Here is an 18,953-nt window from a genome sequence, read left to right as displayed (position 1 = left end):
GGTGGGAAGTCTTCAAACGTTGAAGCGGAACTCCACCGCGTCACCGTCGGTGTGCACTACTTCTGCCCCTCCAAAAGATGGGTATAGGGATCGGCCTCAGGACCGACGGATTCGGGCATTGGATAGTAGGTCTTGATCACCAGGTTTCCGTCCTCGTCCCACGCGAATGTCTCTATGCTGTAGGCCATTTGGACATTCGGCTCGGTGCCGAAGTAGTTCTCACAGACCCAGGCCATCTCGTTCCCGTTGACCTGGACAGTGATCATTTTGATCTTGAGGATCGACTGGAACATGTCAAAAGCGTCGGACGTGGCGGCGGCGAAACCATGTTTCTCCTCGGTCCCGACGGGATCGAACATGCGGACCTCACCGGGGCAAATCGAGCGCCACGAAGCTACCCACTCGTCCTTCTTGCCCGCATTCCACAAGTCGGCGTGCTTGGCGGCGTGCGCCAAACGAGCCTGACGGCTCGGAACCTTGCTCATCCTCAGACCCATCTGCGCTCGCCTCGACCGGCGATCACCGTCGCCACGATACCTGGACACTTGTCCAGCCGAGAAGTATCTCAACGAAGCACACTGCTTCTTGGGTTGCTGTTCAGACGTTGAAGCGGAACTCCACCACGTCGCCGTCGGCCATCACGTAGTCCTTGCCTTCCATCCGCACCTTGCCGGCGGCCTTCGCCGCGGCCATCGACCCGGCGGCGATCAGGTCGTCATACGACACGATCTCGGCCTTGATGAAGCCTTTCTCGAAGTCGGTGTGGATCACCCCGGCCGCCTTCGGCGCGGTATCGCCTTTGTGGATCGTCCACGCCCGCGCCTCCTTGGGGCCCGCCGTCAGAAAGGTCTGCAGCTTGAGCGTGTGAAAACCGGCCCGCGCCAACGCATCCAGACCGCGTTCGGTCTGCCCGATCGATTCCAGGAGCTCGGCGGCCGACTCGTCGTCGAGCTCGGTCAACTCCGACTCGATGGCGGCGTCGAGGAACACGGCGTCCGCGGGCGCGATCAGCTGACGCAGTTCCGCTACCCGCCCGGCATCGGTGAGCACCGCCTCGTCGGCATTGAAGACATAGAGGAACGGCTTGGTGGTCAACAGGTTCAGCTCACGCAGCACCGAAGTATCGACCCCCGCGGCGAACAGCGTCTTCCCGCTATCCAGCACCTGCTGGGCGGCGAGCGCGGCATCGTAAATCGGCTTGCGCTCCTTGTTGGTGCGGGCCTCTTTCTCCAGCCGGCCCAGCGCGCGCTCCAGCGTCTGCAGATCGGCCAGGATCAACTCGGTCTCGACAACCTCGATATCGGATTGGGGATCGACGTCTCCGGCCACGTGTGTGACGTCCTCGTCGGAGAACACCCGGACCACCTGGCAGATCGCGTCGCATTCGCGGATGTGCGCCAGAAACTTGTTGCCGAGGCCCGCCCCCTCGGATGCCCCCTTCACCAGGCCGGCGATGTCAACGAACGTCACGGGCGCCGGGACGATGCGCTCGGAACTGAAAAGCTCCGCGAGCTTGGCCAACCGCGGATCGGGCAGCGAGACGACGCCCTCGTTCGGTTCGATCGTCGCGAAGGGGTAGTTCGCCGCCACCACGTTGTTCCGGGTCAGGGCGTTGAACAGGGTCGACTTGCCGACGTTGGGCAGGCCGACGATTCCCAGACTCAGGCTCACGGGGAACCAAGTCTAGGGCTCAGCGGCGGGGACCCTCCGCGGTGGATCGTTCCTGCATGAACGGCATGGCACGCCCATCGCCGCAACAAGGTCTTTACGGGCGTTTCGTCCCATTGCCGGTACGGTCTACATGTGTCAGCAGAGCGGGCCGAATCGGCTGTGGAACCTACCCACCGCTCGATCCACCCCAATATCCCAGGTGTGCCGTGGTGGGCAGCGCTGGTCATCGCCATCACCGGCACCGCCATCGGGTATGCCGTCGACGCGGGATCAGGACACAAGGAGCTGACACACATCTTCGCCGGCCTCTATATAGCCGGCTGCCTGGCAGCGGTGCTGGCCGTGCGCCAGGAAGGCCTGTTCACCGCGGTCATCCAGCCGCCGCTGATACTTTTCTGCGCCGTGCCCGGGGCCTACTGGCTATTCCACGGGCGCAAGGTCGGTCACCTGAAAGACCTGCTGATCAACTGCGGCTATCCGCTCATCGAACGCTTCCCGCTGATGCTGGGCACGGCCGGCGCCGTCCTGCTGATCGGACTGCTCAGGTGGTATTCCGGCACGTCTAACCGAAAGACGTTGGCGGCCAACAAAACCGACGACAGTGTCAGCGCATCCGAACGAAAACCTTTCTTTGGCGGCGTCAGCGCGAAACTGAACTCGTACCTGGGCCTCGGTTCGGAGGACGACGATGCCGACGAGGCCGCCTCCGCCCGCCCAAGGCGGCCCCGCGCGAGCACCCGGGACGCGGCGCCGAAGTCCGGCCGGGCAGCGCGCGGCGATCGTTCCGCCACCCGTTCGACCCGAACGCGATCCCGCCGGCCTTCCCCGGAAGACCAGGACGAGCCGATGGCGGATCGTCCCCGGCGTCGGCGCCAGGCCCCGCCCCGCGACTTCGACCCTGCCGATCCGCCGCGCCGGTCGCGCCGCCGTCCCAGGCCCGAGGGTGATCCGGACGTGCCCGCCCCGCCGCGGGAAAGCCGCCGGGATCCGCGGACCCGCCGCAATCCGTACGAGCGACCGGCACCCCGCACCAGTCGGTTCGACGATTACGACAGGTACGAGCCGCCCGGTCCGTCCGAGCGTTTCGGCCGGTACGAGCCCTACGACCCCTCCTACGAGGCCCCGCGGCGTCGCGGCGCCGGCGGCGGATCGAACGGCACCAATCCGACGCACCACCCGATCTCGCGCGTGCGCTACCGCGGGGAAGCTCCGCTCGATCAATCCCGAGACGAGCCGAGAGCAGAGCCCCGCCCCGAACGACGGGGTCGGTCACGGGCACACGGCCGGTCTCAGGGGCGGCCACCGGCCGACTCCTGGGAATACGACGTCTAGCGTCCCGACCGGATCTCGCGGGGCAGGGCGAACACCAAGGTCTCCTGGGCGGTCGTCACTGGCTGCACCACGTCATAGCCGTAGTCGGCGAGCCGTTCCAGCACGCCACGCACCAGAACCTCGGGGACTGACGCGCCGGAGGTGACCCCCACCGTGGTCACACCCTCTAACCACGTCGGGTCGATATCGTCGGCCCAGTCGACCAGGTGAGCGGCCGCGGCGCCGCCACCCAACGCGACTTCGACAAGCCGCACCGAATTCGACGAGTTGCGGGACCCGACGACGATCACCAGCTCGCACTCGGGCGCCATCGCCTTGACCGCGACCTGCCGGTTCTGGGTCGCGTAACAGATGTCGTCGCTGGGCGGGTCCTGCAGCTTCGGGAAACGACGCCGCAGCCGCTCGACGATCTCCATGGTCTCGTCGACCGACAGAGTGGTCTGCGACAGCCAGACCACCTTGTTCTCGTCGCGGACCGTGACGTTGTCGACCGAGCCGACCCCGTCGACCAGCTGCACGTGTTCGGGCGCCTCCCCTGCGGTGCCGATGACCTCCTCATGACCCTCGTGGCCGATCAGCAGGATGTCGTAGTCGTCACGCGCGAACCGCCTGGCCTCGTTGTGCACCTTGGTCACCAGCGGGCAGGTGGCGTCGATGGTGTGCAGGTTCCGTTCGGCGGCCGCGGCATAGACCGTCGGCGCGACGCCGTGAGCCGAGAACACCACGATGGCCCCCTCGGGAACCTCGTCGGTCTCCTGGACGAAAACGGCACCCGCCTTGACCAGGGTGTCGACGACGTGGCGGTTGTGCACGATCTCGTGGCGCACGTAGACCGGGGCGCCGTGCTTCTTCAGGGCGCGCTCCACCGTCTCGACGGCCCGATCCACCCCGGCGCAGTAGCCACGCGGCTCCGCCAGGAGTACCCGCTTACGGGTGGGGTCGGCGATCGGCGTCCCCGACTTCACAGCGCCGGGAATCCCCACATCGACAGTCGGCGGCATGACATTCAGGGTACGGGCCGCCGCGCCACGGGGCACATAGTCCAGCCCGCGCGGGCGGGCTTGGAGTTCTCCGCAGGTGCTGGCAGGCTTGGACCCATGGCTACTGCACCGTATGGAGTTCGGCTACTGGTCGGCGCGGCGACAGTCGCCGTCGAGGAGACGATGAGGCTGCCGAAGACGATCCTGATGTACCCGATGACGCTAGCCAGCCAGGCGGCACACCTGGTGATGCGCTTCCAGCAGAACCTGGCCGAGCTGGTGATCAAGGGCGACAGCACCCTGGAATCCATCTTTCCGCCCAAGGACGAAAATCCGGAGTGGGCGACGTTCGACGAGGATTTGGGTGACGGCGGTGAGAACCCGCCCGGGGCTCCCGCCATGCAGCCGGAAGGCGGCAACGGCGATCGCCGGGCCGATGGGCGCTTCGCCCTGTACTCAGTGGCCGACGCACCCGAGGCCGCCGATCCCCCGATGAAGCCCGCCAGAATATCGACGAAGTCGGCGGCGGCCGACACGGCAGTTCCGGCACCCGCCGTCGCGGCCGAACTCGACTATCCGGCGCTCACGCTGGCCCAGCTGCGCGCCAGGCTGCAATCGCTGGCCGTCGACGAGCTCGAAGCGCTGCTGGCCTACGAGCAGGCCACTAAGGCCCGGGCTCCGTTCCAGACGCTGCTCGCCAACAGGATCACCCGCGCGAACGCGAAGTGACCCGAGCGGCGAATCCGGAGCCGAACTCCGCGGAGAACCCCTTCCCGGTGCGCGCCGTGGCGATCCGCGTCGCGGGCTGGATCGACAGGCTGGGCACCGTATGGGTGGAAGGGCAATTGGCCCAGATCAACATGCGCAATGACTCCAAGACGGTGTTCATGGTGCTGCGCGATCCGGCCGCCGACATGTCCCTGACCGTGACGTGTCCGCGCGACCTGGTGCTGGGTGCGCCGGTCAAACTGGCCGAGGGTACCCAGGTGGTTGTGTGCGGGAAGCCGTCGTTCTACACCGGGCGCGGCACTTTTTCGTTGCGGCTCAGCGAGATTCGCGCCGTCGGTGTCGGCGAGCTGCTGGCGCGCATCGAAAGACTGCGCCGGTTGCTGGACGCCGAAGGCCTCTTCGATCCGCGGCTCAAGCGACCAATTCCCTTCCTGCCCAACATGATCGGATTGATCACCGGGCGGGCCAGCGCCGCCGAACACGACGTGACGACGGTGGCGAGCGCGCGCTGGCCCGGAGTCCGTTTTGCAGTGCGCAATACCGCGGTGCAGGGTCCCAACGCGGTCGCGCAGATCGTCGACGCGCTGCGCGAGCTCGATCTCGATCGCGAAGTCGACGTGATCGTGCTGGCCCGTGGCGGCGGCAGCGTCGAGGACCTGTTGCCGTTTTCCGACGAGACCCTGTGCCGCGCGATCGCCGCCTGCCGCACGCCGGTGATCAGCGCCGTCGGCCACGAACCCGACAATCCGCTCTGCGATCTCGTCGCCGACGTACGGGCGGCCACGCCCACCGACGCCGCGAAGAGGGTGGTCCCGGACACCGCCGCGGAACAACGGCTGATCGACGACTTGCGACGGCGCAGCGCGCAGGCGTTACGAAATTGGGTATCGCGCGAACAACGCGCGCTCGCCCAGCTGCGCAGCCGACCGGTGCTGGCCGAGCCGCTGACGGCCCTGACGGCGCGCGCCGAAGAGATTCACCGCGCGCGCTCGGCGGTTCGCCGCGACATCACGCGGCTGGTCACCGCCGAGGCCGACCGGGTAGGCCACCTGGCCGCGCGACTGGCCACGCTAGGCCCGGCGGCCACCCTGGCCCGCGGATACGCCGTGGTGCAGACGGTCCCGGCGGGCGGGGTGCCGGCGGACGTGCTGCGGTCGGTCCAAGACGCGCCCGCGGGCACCCGCCTGCGCGTACGGGTTTCCGACGGCGCCGTAACGGCGGTGAGTGAAGGGCTGGCCGATGGTTGAGGAAGACGGCTTGCAAAACGGCTTGGAAGACGCCAGCGGAGCGCGACCGATTACGCCTATTAGTCAGCTTGGCTATGAAGCTTGCCGGGACGAGCTGATCGAAGTCGTACGCCTGCTCGAGCAGGGCGGGCTGGATCTTGATTCGTCGCTGAAACTGTGGGAACGAGGCGAACAGCTGGCGAAAAGGTGCGAAGAGCACTTAGCTGGCGCGCGCAAGCGAGTCGAGGATGCGCTCGCTGCCGGGCAGGCCGAGGACGCCTGAGCACGGGGCTTCGGCTAAAACGACTTCAAAATTTTTTCCCAAACTGGAACACGTTTCAGTTATGCTTCGCGGCATGGGTGATGCATCACTGACAACCGAACTCGGCCGAGTCCTGGTCACCGGCGGCTCCGGGTTTGTCGGCGCAAACCTGGTGACCACCCTGCTCGACCGCGGATACCAGGTGCGTTCCTTCGACCGCGCCCCGTCGCCGCTGCCACCGCATCCGCAATTGGAGGTGCTGCAGGGCGACATCACCGACACGTCCGTGTGCGCCGCGGCCGTGGACGGTGTCGACACGGTGTTCCACACCGCGGCGATCATCGAGCTGATGGGTGGCGCATCGGTCACCGACGAATACCGGCAGCGCAGCTTCGCGGTCAACGTCGGCGGTACCGAGAACCTGGTGCACGCCGGGCAGGCGGCCGGGGTGAAGCGCTTCGTCTACACGTCATCCAACAGCGTAGTGATGGGCGGCCAGAACATCTCCGGCGGCGACGAGACGCTGCCCTACACCAGCAGGTTCAACGACCTCTATACCGAGACCAAGGTGGTCGCCGAGCGGTTCGTGTTGTCGCAGAACGGCATTGGCGACATGTTGACGTGTGCGATCCGGCCCAGCGGCATCTGGGGCCGCGGCGATCAGACGATGTTCCGCAAGCTGTTCGAGAGCGTGATCGCCGGCCACGTCAAGGTGCTGATCGGCCGCAAGTCGGCGCGGCTCGATAACTCCTACGTGCACAACCTGATTCACGGTTTCATCCTCGCCGCCCAGCATCTGGTGCCCGGCGGGACCGCGCCCGGCCAGGCGTACTTCATCAACGACGCCGAGCCGATCAACATGTTCGAGTTCGCACGCCCGGTCGTCGAGGCGTGCGGCCAAAACTGGCCGCGAATCCGGGTTAACGGCCCGATGGTGCGCGCGGCGATGACCGGTTGGCAGCGCATGCATTTCCGATTCGGGATGCCGGCGCCGCTGCTGGAGCCGCTGGCCGTCGAGCGGTTGTATCTGGACAACTACTTCTCCACCGACAAGGCCCGGCGCGACCTGGGCTACGAGCCCCTGTTCACCACCGAGAAGGCGCTGTCGGAATGCCTGCCCTACTACGTGGACCTATTCCGGCAGATGAAGAGCGAGGCCCTGGCGGCCAAGGCGACGGGCTAGCACCGCGCTGGCCCGCGCGGACGGCGCTAGCGGAAACCCACCATCTCGCTGCCCCAAGCGGCGCGGATGGGCGCATCGGGATCGCTGGTGAGGGTGTCGGTCTTGTCGATGATCAGGCAGGCGCGATCGCCTTCCCGGTACGCCGTCCAGTCCGGCTCGCCGGCGGGGCCCGCGGGCTTGCCGTCCGTGGCGAAGTTGATCCACCGCGTGCGTACCCTTTTCGAGACCGCCCTGGCGGTCTTGGCGCCGCCCAGCTTCAAGGTGGGATCCTTCGGCGCCCCGAGATTGCCCCATACGTAAGGCAATTCGGTGGCGTGGGCGGCGCTGACCAAGAACAGCTTCAGCAACGGCGTGGCATAGTCGAACCGATACAGATACACCGGCGCCACCCTGCTGTGCCCCTCGGCCAGCCACACCGTGGGCATCCGGAAGCCGACGTCGGTGGCGATGCTCAAAGACCTTGCCTTGCCCCGCCGAAATTGCGAATACGCCGACCCGATCTGCTCTGAGGTGGGCAACTGCAGGTCGGGCTGCTCGGCGGCGATCTGGGTGAACATCGACGTGATCGCGCGCGGCGTGATCGGCATCAGCGGCGAGCGCAGCAACCGAAACAGCGCCGCCTCATGCTTGTTGGTGCCGATGATCAACGGGACGGGGTGCGAGCGACCGTCGTGCGCCGCCTTAACTGGGTAGTCGTGGAGCAGATCCCCGTCGACGATCGGGACGAACGCGAGCGTGCCCGGGTTGCGCACGGGCACTTCGTTGAACACCTGCTGCGACGCGGCAAGCATTGCGGAGGTCGGCACGCCGGGCAACCGGTCCACGTCCGTCGGCGCGATTCCCAACTTGTCAAGCATGCTCACCGCGACCTGACGAGCCCGGTCGCGGTCGTAAACCGATGTGGCCGGCGAGCTTTGTGCGATCGCGGCGGTGAACAAGCCCTGGGCCGCCGGGGTGGCGAGCAGAGTGGTCACGATCCCGGCGCCCGCGGATTCACCGAACAGCGTCACCCGCCGAGGATCGCCGCCGAATGCCGCGATGTTGTCGCGCACCCAGCGCAGCGCGGCAAGCACGTCGTGCAGGCCGATGTTCGAATCGAAGCGCCGCCGTGCGGTATTGAACGACGAAAGGTCGAGGAAGCCCAGCGCCCCGAGCCGATAGTTGATCGTCACCACGACGACCTCGCCGCCGCTGACCAACCTGCGACCGTCGTAGAGCGCCTGGCTGCCGGACCCCAGGACATAAGCTCCGCCATGCAGCCACACCATCACCGGTTTTCCGTCGCCGGGTGCGGTGTCCCCCGACGCCCAGACGTTCAGGCTCAGGCAGTCTTCGTCCTGCGGGGCCCCCAGGTCCAGCGGCATGTTGGGGAACGACGGCTGCGGGCAGGCGGGCCCGTAGGAGGTCGCGTCGGCGATCCCCGCCCATCGCTGCGGGGGCTCCGGCACCCGGAAGCGCAGGTCGCCGACGGGCGGCGCGGCGTAGCGGATGCCCTTCCACGCCCTGGCGCCGCCGGCGTCAGCGCCCCGAACCGGGCCATACGTGGTTTCGACCACACGCTCGTCGATCACAGTGCGGCCCCTAGCTGAGCCGCGCGGTGAGGAACTCGACCACCCGCTTGCGTGCCTCGTACGCGGGCTGGCCGTCGACCTCACGGATCTCGTCGGTCAGCACCGAATGCGCCATCTTGCTGAAACCGCCTTCGTTGCCCGGGCGGGAGTCGATCTCGATGATCTCGAACGCGTCGCCGAGGCGTTCCTTGATCGCCGCGAACCGTTCCCGTGGCACGATCCTGTCCTCGCTGAACCGCAGGCCCATCGCGCACAGGCCGTCGTTGGCGCAGCGATCGGCGATGGTGGCCATCTCCGGTTCGCTCAACCCGGTATCGCGGCGTTGCGCCCGGCCCAACGGCAGCGGGACGGACGGCTGGGAAACCACCGGGGCCAGCACGCTGTCGTCGACCGCGGCGGCCAGCGCGAAGCCGCCGGTGAAGCACTGGCCGATCACGCCGACGCCCTTGCCCGGCGTTGACGCGTTGAGGTCACGGGCCAGCGCGCGCAGGAACAGCGACACCGGTCGCGGCTTGTTGGTAGCAAAGGCCGCGAATTCCTTTGCGACACAAGCGCGTGCGATGGTCGCGGCCGTGTAACCGACCGTCGCTGCCCTGCCCGGCTCACCGAACAGCGACGGCATGGCGACCGTGAACCCGTTGTCCACCAGGTGGTTACCCAGGGCCAGCACGCCGGGATGGATGCCGGGTATCTCGGGAATCAGCACCACCCCCGGTCCGGCGCCCTTGCGGTAGACGTCATGGGTGTAGCCGCCACCGGTGAACGGTGACACGGACCAGCCGGACAGGTCGGCTTCGGGTGCAGTCACGCGGGTCCCTCCTAATGGGTTGGCAGGGGCGGCTGGGATTGGGTCGCCGCGGCCAGCGTACGGAACTGGTCGGTGTTTCCGGCACCCGTGATGGCGACCTGGGTGGCGCCGCCCGGACCGGTGAGCCGTGTGGTCCACACCGGCTCGGCGTCCGCGCCGCCTTGTCCGGCGCCCTGATACACGACCCAGTGGGTGCCGGCGACGTCGACCGCTCCGGTGGGGTAGGCGGTCGAGTGGATCGAGCCGACCAGCTTGTCTTCGTCGGCGTTGCTCTGGGTCAGGGACAAATACATCCCGGTCGGGCTCAGGTATCCCACGGTCGATGTCGGCGCGTTCAGCCGCTGACCCGTCGACGGGTCGGTACGTCCACCCTGGATACCGCCGCGGCTACCGGAGTTGGGCTGCCAGCCGGCGGGCAACTGCGGCAGCCGAATGGGGAATCCGAGCGCCTGCGCATCCGCCCGCAATGCCGTCGCCGCATCGTAGGACGGGACGGTTCCCTTGTTCGTCCCGCCCGGCTGGAAGGAACACATCCCGACCAGGCCCGCCAGCAGGATGCAACCCAGCACCAGCGGTGCCAGCGACCAGAACATGTCGCGCCCGTCCTGCAGCAGCCGCGGTTTCGCCGGCCTCGGAACGGGTCCGGGTGCCGGAACCTGCTCGCCGGCTACATCGGCGTTGGGCTGCGGCTCCTCGGTCATCCTGTGAGTATCCCAGTCCGTGATCACCGCCCAGAGCCCAGCTCCAGAGGACGGATCAGCTTCTGGGAGAATCACGGCCATGACACGTGAGGGCGACCGCTCGTCGCAGGCCCGCCCGCGCGGCGAAGCACCGGATCGCAACCTGGCCATGGAATTGGTGCGGGTCACCGAAGCCGGCGCCATGGCCGCCGGGCGGTGGGTCGGTCGTGGCGACAAGGAGGGTGGCGACGGCGCAGCGGTCGACGCGATCCGCGAACTTGTGAACACGGTGTCGATGCGCGGCGTTGTGGTCATCGGCGAGGGCGAGAAAGACCAGGCCCCAATGCTCTACAACGGCGAAGAGGTCGGCAATGGGGATGGCCCCGAGTGCGATTTCGCCGTGGACCCCGTTGACGGCACCACGTTGATGAGCAAAGGCATGCCCAACGCGATCTCGGTGCTCGCCGTCGCCGATCGCGGGGCGATGTTCGACCCGTCGGCGGTGTTCTACATGAACAAGATCGCGGTGGGGCCCGAGGCCGCGCACGTGCTGGACATCACCGCGCCGATCGCCGAGAACATCCGCGCGGTCGCCAAGGTCAAGGCGTTGTCGGTGCGCGACATGACCGTGTGCATCCTGGACCGCCCGCGACACGCCCAGTTGATCAAGGACGTCCGTGACACCGGCGCCCGGATCCGGCTGATCACCGACGGCGACGTGGCCGGGGCGATCTCCGCATGCCGGCCGGAGTCGGGCACCGACATGCTGGCCGGGATCGGCGGAACGCCGGAGGGCATCATCGCCGCCGCGGCGATCCGCTGCATGGGCGGTGCCATTCAGGCGCAGCTCGCGCCCAAGGACGAACCCGAACGCCGCAAGGCGCTCGACGCCGGCTACGACCTGGACCAGATATTGACCACCGAGGACCTGGTGTCGGGCGAGAATGTCTTCTTCTGCGCCACCGGGGTCACCGAGGGCGACCTGCTCAAGGCCGTCCGCTACTACCCCGGCGGCTGCACCACCCAGTCGATCGTGATGCGCTCGAAGTCGGGCACCGTGCGGCTGATCGAGGCCTACCACCGGCTTTCGAAGCTGAACGAATACTCCGCGATCGACTTCACCGGCGACAGCTCTGCCGCCTATCCCCTGCCCTGATCAATCCAAAGCGAGGAAAGCCAATCTATGGCCGACACCGAGTACCGCATCGAGCACGACACCATGGGCGAGGTCCGGGTACCCGCAAAAGCGTTGTGGCGCGCCCAAACTCAGCGTGCGGTGGAAAACTTCCCGATCTCGGACCGGGGTCTGGAACGCACTCAGATCCGCGCGTTCGGCCTGCTGAAGGGCGCCTGCGCGCAAGTCAACAAGGACCTGGGGTTGCTGGCGCCGGAAAAGGCTGACGCGATCATCGCCGCGGCGACCGAGATCGCCGATGGGCGCCACGACGACCAGTTCCCGATCGACGTGTTCCAAACCGGCTCGGGCACCAGTTCCAACATGAACACCAACGAAGTGATCGCGTCCATCGCCGCGGCGAAGGGCGTCACGGTGCACCCCAACGACGACGTCAACATGTCGCAGTCGTCGAACGACACCTTCCCGACCGCCACCCACATCGCGGCGACCGAGGCAGCGGTGCGTCATTTGATCCCCGCGCTCGAGGTCCTGCACGACGCGCTGGCGACCAAGGCCCGCGAGTGGCGCACCGTCGTCAAGTCCGGTCGCACCCACCTGATGGACGCCGTACCCGTCACGCTCGGACAGGAATTCAGCGGATACGCCCGCCAGGTCGAGGCCGGAATCGAGCGGGTACGCGCCACACTGCCCCGGCTGGGCGAACTGGCGATCGGCGGCACCGCGGTGGGAACCGGACTCAACGCTCCCGACGGCTTCGGCGCCAAGGTGGTCGAGGCGCTGGTCGACAAGACCGGCCTGAGCGAATTACGCACCGCGGCAAACTCTTTCGAAGCGCAGGCCGCCCGCGACGGGTTGGTGGAGGCCTCCGGTGCGCTGCGCACCATCGCGGTGTCACTGACCAAGATCGCCAACGACGTTCGCTGGATGGGTTCGGGTCCGCTGACCGGCCTGGCCGAGATTCAGCTGCCGGACCTGCAGCCTGGCAGCTCGATCATGCCCGGCAAGGTCAATCCGGTTCTGCCCGAAGCGGTTACGCAGGTGGCCGCGCAGGTGATCGGCAACGACGCCGCGGTCGCCTGGGGTGGCGCGAACGGCGCCTTCGAGCTCAACGTCTACATTCCGATGATGGCCCGCAACATCCTGGAGTCCTTCAAGCTATTGACCAATGTGTCAAAGCTGTTCGCGGAGCGCTGCATTACCGGTCTGTCGGCCAACGTCGAGCACTTGCGCGAGCTGGCCGAATCGTCGCCGTCGATTGTGACGCCGCTGAACTCGGCCATCGGCTACGAGGAGGCCGCCGCGGTGGCCAAGCAGGCGCTCAAGGAGCGCAAGACCATCCGCCAGACCGTCATCGACCGCGGCCTGATCGGCGACAAGCTGTCGGTCGAAGAGCTGGACCGCCGGCTCGATGTGTTGGCGATGGCCCGCGTACAGGACGACGCCTAGCCGGAAGACTAGAGGATGGTGGTTGGACGATGACGGCTCCGCCCGGTGGTCCCTACGGAACGAATCCGTATGGGCAGGACCCATATTGGGGCGGTCAACCCCAAGGCGGCCAGCCCCAAGGCGGCCAGCCGCAGGGCGGCCCGTACCCCTACCAGCAGGGCAGCCCCTACCCGTACCCACCGCCGGGCCAGTACGCCAGTCCCTATCCACCCCAGCAGTACCCGCAGCCGGGCCAGCAGATTCCGCCCGGCTGGCCGGGTGGGCCGTTCCCACCGGGCCCACCGCCGAGGGGGCCGGGCTCGAAGGCGCCCTGGATCATCGTCGCCGTTCTCGCCGTGCTGGGCGTCATCGCGTTGGTAGCGACCCTGATCGTCGTGTTCGGCGGCAACGGAAACGGCGGCAACAAGTCGCCCCAGGCGACCTCGGGGCCGTCCACGACGACCAGCGCCCCGACGTCGCAGCCCGGCGGGGGCGGTCAAACCGCGACCGATTGTGGCCCCAACGTGTCCGGCGGTGACAAGCCCGCGGGGGGCGCCCCGGTCAGCGCGGGCAAGCTGTCGTTCCCGGCCACCGCGGCACCCGGATGGATGCCGTTCTCGGACGACCAGACCCCGAACCTCATCGGCGCGGTCGGCCTCGCCCAAGAGGTCCCCGGCGCCAGCCAGTGGGTTATGCAGGCCGAGGTCGCCGTCACCAACTTCGTCAGCAGCATGGACGTCAGCGCGCAGGCGTCGAAGCTGATGCAGTGCGTGGCCAATGGCCCCGGCTACTCGAATGCGTCGCCCACCCTCGGCCCGACGAAGACGTCGTCGATCACCGTCGACGGGACCAAGGCGGCTCGGGTGGACGCCGACGTCACGATCGCCGACCCTTCCCGCAACGTGAAGGGCGACTCCGTCGTCATCATCGCGGTGGACACCAAACCGGTGACGATCTTCTTGGGCGCCACGCCCATTGGCGATTCGGCGTCGGCGGCGACCCTCGGCCAGGTGATTTCGGCGCTCAAGGTTTCGAAGTAATCGCGGCGACCGGCGCGCACACTTGGGTGGCTTCGGAACGTCCACGCAGCACCGTGGAATAGCATTCGGCCCAGTGCGCCCGCTCGTCCATGCCCGCCCGGTCGATGGCTCCCGCCGAGCAGAGGATCCGCCGGTCGGCGGTCTTGGCGAGATCGGCCAGCCGCGCGGCTTCGTTCACGGCGTCGCCGATCACCGTGTATTCGTAACGGTTTTCGGCACCGACATTGCCGGCGAAGACCCGGCCGGCCGAGACGCCGATGCCGAAATCGACCACGGGCAGCGGACGTAGCTGAGTGCCAAGGGCGCGCGCTGTCGCCAGCGCGGCCGAGGCCGGGTCATCGGCCCGCAATGGCGCCCCGAAAACCGCGAGTGCCGCATCGCCCGCGAATTTGTTGATCAGCCCATTATGTTCGTCGACGGCGTCGACGACGATCCGGAAGAAGTCGTTGAGCACCGACGCAACGTCTTGCGGCGGGCGGCTTTCCGCGAGCTGCGTGGAACCCACCAGGTCGATGAAAAGGACCGCCGCCTCCACCACGTCCCCCGACAGCGATGCGCCCTCCTCGATGGCGCGCTGGGCCACGTCGGCTCCGACATGGCGGCCGAATAGGTCCCGCAACCGGTCCCGCTCGGCGAGGCCGGCCACCATCCGGTTGAATCCCGTTTGCAGACGCCCGATTTGGGAGCGCTCGTAGGCGCCCACATAGGTGTCGATGTGGCCGTGTTCGACCTCGGCCATCGCATCGACGACCTCGGACAGCGGATCGGAAATGGATCGCGACGTCAGGATCATCGTCGGCAGCCCGAGCAGCAACGCCGCCAGCGACACCACCAGCACGGGCACCTCCAGCGCCGCGGACTTCTGGATGAGCCAGCCGTACGAGCGAAGCACGACCAGAGTCGCGATCACGCCGATGGGTAGCGCGCTGCACATAAACCACATCAGAACCAGTCGGGCGAACACGCCGGGTACCAACAGCCGAGGTTCGGAACCCCGTGTGGCGGCGCCCATGAGGGGCCGCAGGGTGCGTTGGGCGAACAGCATTCCGGTGCCCGCGGCGGCCGGTCCGCCCAGCAGCACACCGAGCGCTATCGGCAACAGCAGCGCGGCCCCGCCGTCCCGATTGAGCAGCATGAGAATTGCGCCGGCCGCGCCCCAGGCTGCCAACAGGATCGCCGTCTGTCGGCCGGCGAGTTTCATCGCGGCTTCCCGCTGGGCCTGCGTCGGTTCCTTCCCCGCGGCATACCACTCCAGCGAGGGCGCCAGGCTCATCACACCTGCCACCGCAACGCTGATGATCCCCGCCGCCACCAGCACCACCACCGTCGTGGTGTTCTTCTGCGCGAAGTCCACGTCCGCCGCGACGGACGTGTGGCCCCGCAGCGGGATCAGGATGGCTGACGCGTCGACGACGGCGATGATGTAGGCCAGAGCGAGGTCGATCGCGTATTGAATCGATAACCTGCGGGCGCTTTTTCGCCGCCCGGTGCTCGCGGAGCCCGCCTTGGTCACCCTCTAACGGTAGCGGCGCGTGGGGCTAAGCACCGTTATTCGGCCCGCCGGAGTTCTGGCCCGGTATATCGGTGATCGGGAAGTTGGGCATCGGCTTGGGCGAGGGCGTGTTGGGCAGCGTCGGGATCTCGCTGGCCGGGATGTCATGGAGTTGGTTGGCGGGCGGGCCGTTTTCCCGGCTGCCGTAGCTGCTGCCGGGTGCCCGCGGGCCCAGCAGCTCGCTGACCGTCACCAGCCGGTAGCCGTTGGCCTTCAGCACCGGGATGAATTGGTACACCAGGTCGACGGTGCTGGAGTAGGTGTCATGGAACAACACCACCGAACCCGGCTTGATGTAGGTCATCAGCATGGATCGCGTTGCCGCGGTATTAGAGTCGTTCGCCCAATCGAAAGGGATGACATCCCAAAGGATTTCGGCTAGCCCGAACTTGGCCGCGGTCTGCCGGACCGCATCGCTCGACAGCCCGCCGGCCGGACGGTAAATGGTCGGCGTGCGGCCCGTGGCGGCGGCGATCGCGTCGTTGGCCCGGGAGAATTGGCCGGCGATGTCGTCGGAGGGGATCGTCGCCATGTTGGGGTGTTCCCAGGTATGGCTGCCGATCTCCATGCCGGCGTCGGCGATGCGCTTGGCTCCCGCGGGGTTGGCCGCCACCTTGTTGCCGATCAAAAAGAAGGTGGCCTTCGCGTCGTTGTCCTTCAGGATTTGCAGCAGCCGGTCGTCGAAGGGACCCGGACCATCGTCGAACGTCAGCGCGACGCACTTGACCACCGAGCAGCCCGGGTTGTCGGCGCGGGTGACGTGTCCGGTGAGCCCGCCGATCACCAGGACCGCACCGGCGGCCACGACACCGAAAACGGTGCGCCAGTACCGCCAGGCCTGGCTGTCGGGTCGTTTCGGCACGGTGGAAGCCTACCCGGCATCCAGTGTGCAACCTGGGCGTCGAGTGTGCGTATAGGTCGCCATCAGCGCACACGGACGGCCCGGAACGCCACTCAGTGCGGCCCGGCGATTTCCTCCAGCATCTCCGTGACCAGCGCGGCGATCGGCGAACGCTCGCTGCGCAGCAGGGTGATGTGCGCGAACAGCGGGTGGCCTTTGAGCTTCTCGATCACGGCCGCTACCCCGTCGTGGCGCCCGACCCGCAGGTTGTCGCGTTGGGCGATGTCATGGGTCAGCACCACCCGCGATCCGGCGCCCAGCCTGGACAACACGGTGAGCAGGACGTTGCGCTCCAGCGACTGCGCCTCGTCGACGATGACGAACGAGTCGTGCAGCGAGCGACCCCGGATGTGGGTCAGCGGCAGCACCTCGAGCATGCCGCGGGCGAGCACCTCCTCCAGCACCGCCGGGCTGGCCAGGCCCTCCAGGGTGTCGAAGACGGCCTGCGCCCACGGGCCCATCTTTTCGCTCTCGCTGCCGGGCAGGTAGCCGAGTTCCTGGCCGCCGACGGCATACAGCGGGCGGAACACCACTACCTTGCGGTGGGTCCGGCGTTCCAGCACCGCCTCGAGACCCGCGCACAGCGCCAGCGCCGACTTGCCGGTTCCGGCCTTGCCGCCCAGTGAGACGATGCCCACCGACTCGTCGAGCAGCAGGTCTAGCGCGACCCGCTGCTCGGCCGAGCGGCCGCGCAGGCCGAACACCTCGCGGTCACCGCGGACCAGTTGGACGCGCTTGGCCGGAGTGACCCGGCCCAGCGCATGGGAGCTGCCGCCGAGCAAACGAATCCCGGTGTGACACGGCAGGTCTCGGGCTTCGGCCAGGTCGATCTCGCCGTCGGCGAACAATGTGTCGATATCCTCGGCCGCGGTCTCGATCTCGTGCATCCCCGACCACCCGGAGACGATGACGTCCTGGGCGTGGTATTCGTCGGCGGCCAGGCCCACCGCGGCGGCCTTGACTCGAAGCGGAATGTCCTTGCTGACCAACGTGACTCGCCTGCCCTCGGCGGCGAGGTTGGCGGCGCAGCTCAGAATGCGGGAGTCGTTGCTGTCGGTGCGGAAGCCGGCGGGCAGCACCGTCGGGTCCGTGTGGTTGAGTTCGACGTGCAGCGTACCGCCTTGTGTACCAATGGGAATGGCTTGATCCAGCCGCCCGTGCTCGAGGCGAAGATCATCGAACAGGCGCAGCGCCTGCCGGGCGAACCATCCCAGCTCGTGGTGATGGCGTTTGGCCTCCAGTTCGCTGATCACCACCAGCGGAACCACCACCTCGTGCTCGGCGAACCGACTGCACGCCCACGGATCGGACAGCAGGACGGACGTGTCGATCACATAGGTCCGGGTATCGGTCACGAAGCGCTCCTCGAGCGGGAAAGCCCGCGCGGACCCACACAGGCATGTCGACGGGAAACGCGACACCAGGACCGGGGCCGGTCCTGCCGTAGTCGTGACGGAAGGTGCCGCCCTGGCAGCAGAGTCTGTCGCTGGCCATCGAAGAATGACGCTACTCTCGTGGCCGCTCGGCTGCCGGGCAGGCGCGCCGAGATCCGCCGCGCGACCGGAAGATCCGAGCCGCGAAATGTACGCCGGCGGGCGAAGGTTGGGTTAACCGATGACGAACTGCTTCAGGGCGGGCTCGTCGGCCAGACCCCACGCGGTGATGCGATCGGAAATCGCCTGCCGCAGCTCGGCGGGACCGAAGATGCCCGCATCGGCGACGTGCTGCACCTTGTCTTTGTAAGCGTCGATGTCGCCGCCGACGACCTCGAGGTCCGCCGCGCGGGCGGCGATCGCGGCGATCGTCTCGTCGCGCGTGTACTCGAGGCAGTGCCCGACGAGCTTGGCGAAGATGTCCTCGTGGCGCGCCTCGTCGCGGGCGATCCGGTCGATGAGTCCGGCCAGGACGGGCTCTTCGATCTGCGCGGCCAGGTTGCGGCCGAAGACGGCGTGGGTGCGTTCGGTGAACGCCATGTACGCCAGCGTCTCGACCTGTGTGTACGTGTCGCCGCGGTAGCCCTTCATCACGTGCTGGACACGGGCCTCCTCGTTGGCGGTGGGGTCGACCTCGCGGGTCACCACCAGGTACTCGCGCAGCGCGATGGCGTGCAGGTGCTCCTCGGCGGTCCACCGGCCGAGCCAGCGACCCCACCACTCCTCGAGGATGAAGTGCTCGACGAGCTCGCGGTGATGGGCTGCGAGATTGTCCTTGAGCAGCAGCAGGATCTCGCACGCGTCCGTGATGGTCCGGGGCAGCGTCGTCTGCGACGGGTCCCAGTCACGCCCGCCAAGGAAGGCGAAGTTCTCGCCCTGGTCGAACGGCACGTAGTCGTGAGCGAACCAGATGTCCTCGGTCTTGAGGTGGTGATCCATCAGCTGCTCGAGCACCGGTTCGAGCTCCAGGGTCAGCGCATTAGGTACAGGTTTCTGTGCCATAAAGTAACTGTAACCTCCAT

18 protein-coding genes are annotated in these 18,953 nt (G+C 67.4%); 8 read left to right on the top strand and 10 right to left on the bottom strand.

What is annotated here, in order from left to right; genetic code table 11:
- Positions 1-56: 56 nt before the first annotated feature.
- A complete protein-coding gene (locus ACQI5H_RS10035) occupies positions 57-485 on the bottom strand; it encodes a hypothetical protein (RefSeq protein ID WP_427079232.1) in 429 nt (142 codons plus the stop codon).
- 112 nt (positions 486-597) lie between these two features.
- On the bottom strand, positions 598-1,671 hold the full coding sequence (gene ychF / locus ACQI5H_RS10030; protein WP_427079231.1) for a redox-regulated ATPase YchF: 1,074 nt from the start codon (positions 1,669-1,671) through the stop codon (positions 598-600).
- A 132-nt stretch (positions 1,672-1,803) separates the two neighbouring features.
- Between ychF and ACQI5H_RS10025 the strand changes: the two genes are divergently transcribed.
- The gene (locus tag ACQI5H_RS10025; RefSeq protein WP_427079230.1) at positions 1,804-3,003 is read left to right on the top strand and encodes a DUF6542 domain-containing protein; all 1,200 of its coding nucleotides are present in this window, start codon (positions 1,804-1,806) and stop codon (positions 3,001-3,003) included.
- On the opposite strand, the gene ACQI5H_RS10020 is transcribed toward ACQI5H_RS10025, so the two are convergent.
- A complete protein-coding gene (locus ACQI5H_RS10020) occupies positions 3,000-4,004 on the bottom strand; it encodes a 4-hydroxy-3-methylbut-2-enyl diphosphate reductase (protein WP_427079229.1) in 1,005 nt (334 codons plus the stop codon). The genes ACQI5H_RS10025 and ACQI5H_RS10020 overlap by 4 nt on opposite strands.
- A gap of 96 nt (positions 4,005-4,100) precedes the next feature.
- Here ACQI5H_RS10020 and ACQI5H_RS10015 point away from each other — a divergent pair, with 96 nt between their 5' ends.
- The 4 genes from ACQI5H_RS10015 to ACQI5H_RS10000 all read left to right on the top strand — a co-directional run bounded on the left by ACQI5H_RS10015 (position 4,101) and on the right by ACQI5H_RS10000 (position 7,383).
- Entirely contained in the window at positions 4,101-4,712 is a 612-nt protein-coding gene (locus ACQI5H_RS10015; protein WP_427079228.1) for a lipid droplet-associated protein, read from the top strand.
- Positions 4,709-5,959 carry an exodeoxyribonuclease VII large subunit gene (xseA, locus tag ACQI5H_RS10010; RefSeq protein WP_427079227.1) on the top strand — a complete coding sequence of 417 codons (1,251 nt, stop codon included), beginning with the start codon at positions 4,709-4,711 and terminating at the stop codon, positions 5,957-5,959. Before ACQI5H_RS10015 ends, xseA begins: the two co-directional genes overlap by 4 nt.
- Positions 5,952-6,221, top strand: coding sequence for an exodeoxyribonuclease VII small subunit (locus ACQI5H_RS10005; RefSeq protein ID WP_427079226.1), 270 nt, complete (start codon positions 5,952-5,954; stop codon positions 6,219-6,221). The genes xseA and ACQI5H_RS10005 overlap by 8 nt, the downstream gene beginning before the upstream one ends.
- 61 nt (positions 6,222-6,282) lie before the next feature.
- A complete protein-coding gene (locus ACQI5H_RS10000) occupies positions 6,283-7,383 on the top strand; it encodes a 3-beta-hydroxysteroid dehydrogenase (protein ID WP_427079225.1) in 1,101 nt (366 codons plus the stop codon).
- 26 nt (positions 7,384-7,409) lie between these two features.
- On the opposite strand, the gene ACQI5H_RS09995 is transcribed toward ACQI5H_RS10000, so the two are convergent.
- From ACQI5H_RS09995 to ACQI5H_RS09985, 3 genes are read right to left on the bottom strand one after another with little or no spacing between them, the layout of a single operon-like run.
- Entirely contained in the window at positions 7,410-8,954 is a 1,545-nt protein-coding gene (locus ACQI5H_RS09995; protein WP_427079224.1) for a carboxylesterase/lipase family protein, read from the bottom strand.
- A gap of 10 nt (positions 8,955-8,964) precedes the next feature.
- Positions 8,965-9,762: a dienelactone hydrolase family protein gene (locus tag ACQI5H_RS09990; protein ID WP_427079223.1), complete on the bottom strand. Its 798-nt coding sequence runs from the start codon at positions 9,760-9,762 to the stop codon at positions 8,965-8,967.
- A gap of 11 nt (positions 9,763-9,773) precedes the next feature.
- A complete protein-coding gene (locus tag ACQI5H_RS09985) occupies positions 9,774-10,463 on the bottom strand; it encodes a DUF4245 domain-containing protein (RefSeq protein ID WP_427079222.1) in 690 nt (229 codons plus the stop codon).
- Between the two features lie 79 nt (positions 10,464-10,542).
- Between ACQI5H_RS09985 and glpX the strand changes: the two genes are divergently transcribed.
- From glpX to ACQI5H_RS09970, 3 genes are read left to right on the top strand one after another with little or no spacing between them, the layout of a single operon-like run.
- The gene (glpX, locus tag ACQI5H_RS09980; RefSeq protein ID WP_175611162.1) at positions 10,543-11,598 is read left to right on the top strand and encodes a class II fructose-bisphosphatase; all 1,056 of its coding nucleotides are present in this window, start codon (positions 10,543-10,545) and stop codon (positions 11,596-11,598) included.
- Positions 11,599-11,625: 27 nt separating this feature from the next.
- On the top strand, positions 11,626-13,026 hold the full coding sequence (locus ACQI5H_RS09975; protein ID WP_427079221.1) for a class II fumarate hydratase: 1,401 nt from the start codon (positions 11,626-11,628) through the stop codon (positions 13,024-13,026).
- Positions 13,027-13,055: 29 nt separating this feature from the next.
- Positions 13,056-14,045 (top strand): hypothetical protein, encoded by a 990-nt coding sequence (locus ACQI5H_RS09970; protein WP_427079220.1) that lies wholly within the window; start codon positions 13,056-13,058, stop codon positions 14,043-14,045.
- Here ACQI5H_RS09970 and ACQI5H_RS09965 read toward each other — a convergent pair.
- The 4 genes from ACQI5H_RS09965 to ACQI5H_RS09950 form a co-directional block, all read right to left on the bottom strand.
- The gene (locus tag ACQI5H_RS09965) at positions 14,029-15,501 is read right to left on the bottom strand and encodes an adenylate/guanylate cyclase domain-containing protein (protein ID WP_427079355.1); all 1,473 of its coding nucleotides are present in this window, start codon (positions 15,499-15,501) and stop codon (positions 14,029-14,031) included. The two genes, ACQI5H_RS09970 and ACQI5H_RS09965, sit on opposite strands and share 17 nt — an antisense overlap.
- A gap of 82 nt (positions 15,502-15,583) precedes the next feature.
- Positions 15,584-16,459 carry a polysaccharide deacetylase family protein gene (locus ACQI5H_RS09960; RefSeq protein WP_427079219.1) on the bottom strand — a complete coding sequence of 292 codons (876 nt, stop codon included), beginning with the start codon at positions 16,457-16,459 and terminating at the stop codon, positions 15,584-15,586.
- 92 nt (positions 16,460-16,551) lie between these two features.
- The gene (locus tag ACQI5H_RS09955; RefSeq protein ID WP_427079218.1) at positions 16,552-17,853 is read right to left on the bottom strand and encodes a PhoH family protein; all 1,302 of its coding nucleotides are present in this window, start codon (positions 17,851-17,853) and stop codon (positions 16,552-16,554) included.
- 252 nt (positions 17,854-18,105) lie between these two features.
- Positions 18,106-18,933: an acyl-ACP desaturase gene (locus tag ACQI5H_RS09950; protein ID WP_427079217.1), complete on the bottom strand. Its 828-nt coding sequence runs from the start codon at positions 18,931-18,933 to the stop codon at positions 18,106-18,108.
- Positions 18,934-18,953 lie beyond the last annotated feature (20 nt).

This window comes from Mycobacterium heidelbergense (assembly GCF_050205645.1).
Lineage (GTDB): Bacteria > Actinomycetota > Actinomycetes > Mycobacteriales > Mycobacteriaceae > Mycobacterium > Mycobacterium heidelbergense_A.
This window is presented reverse-complemented; position numbering and strand designations above follow the sequence as displayed.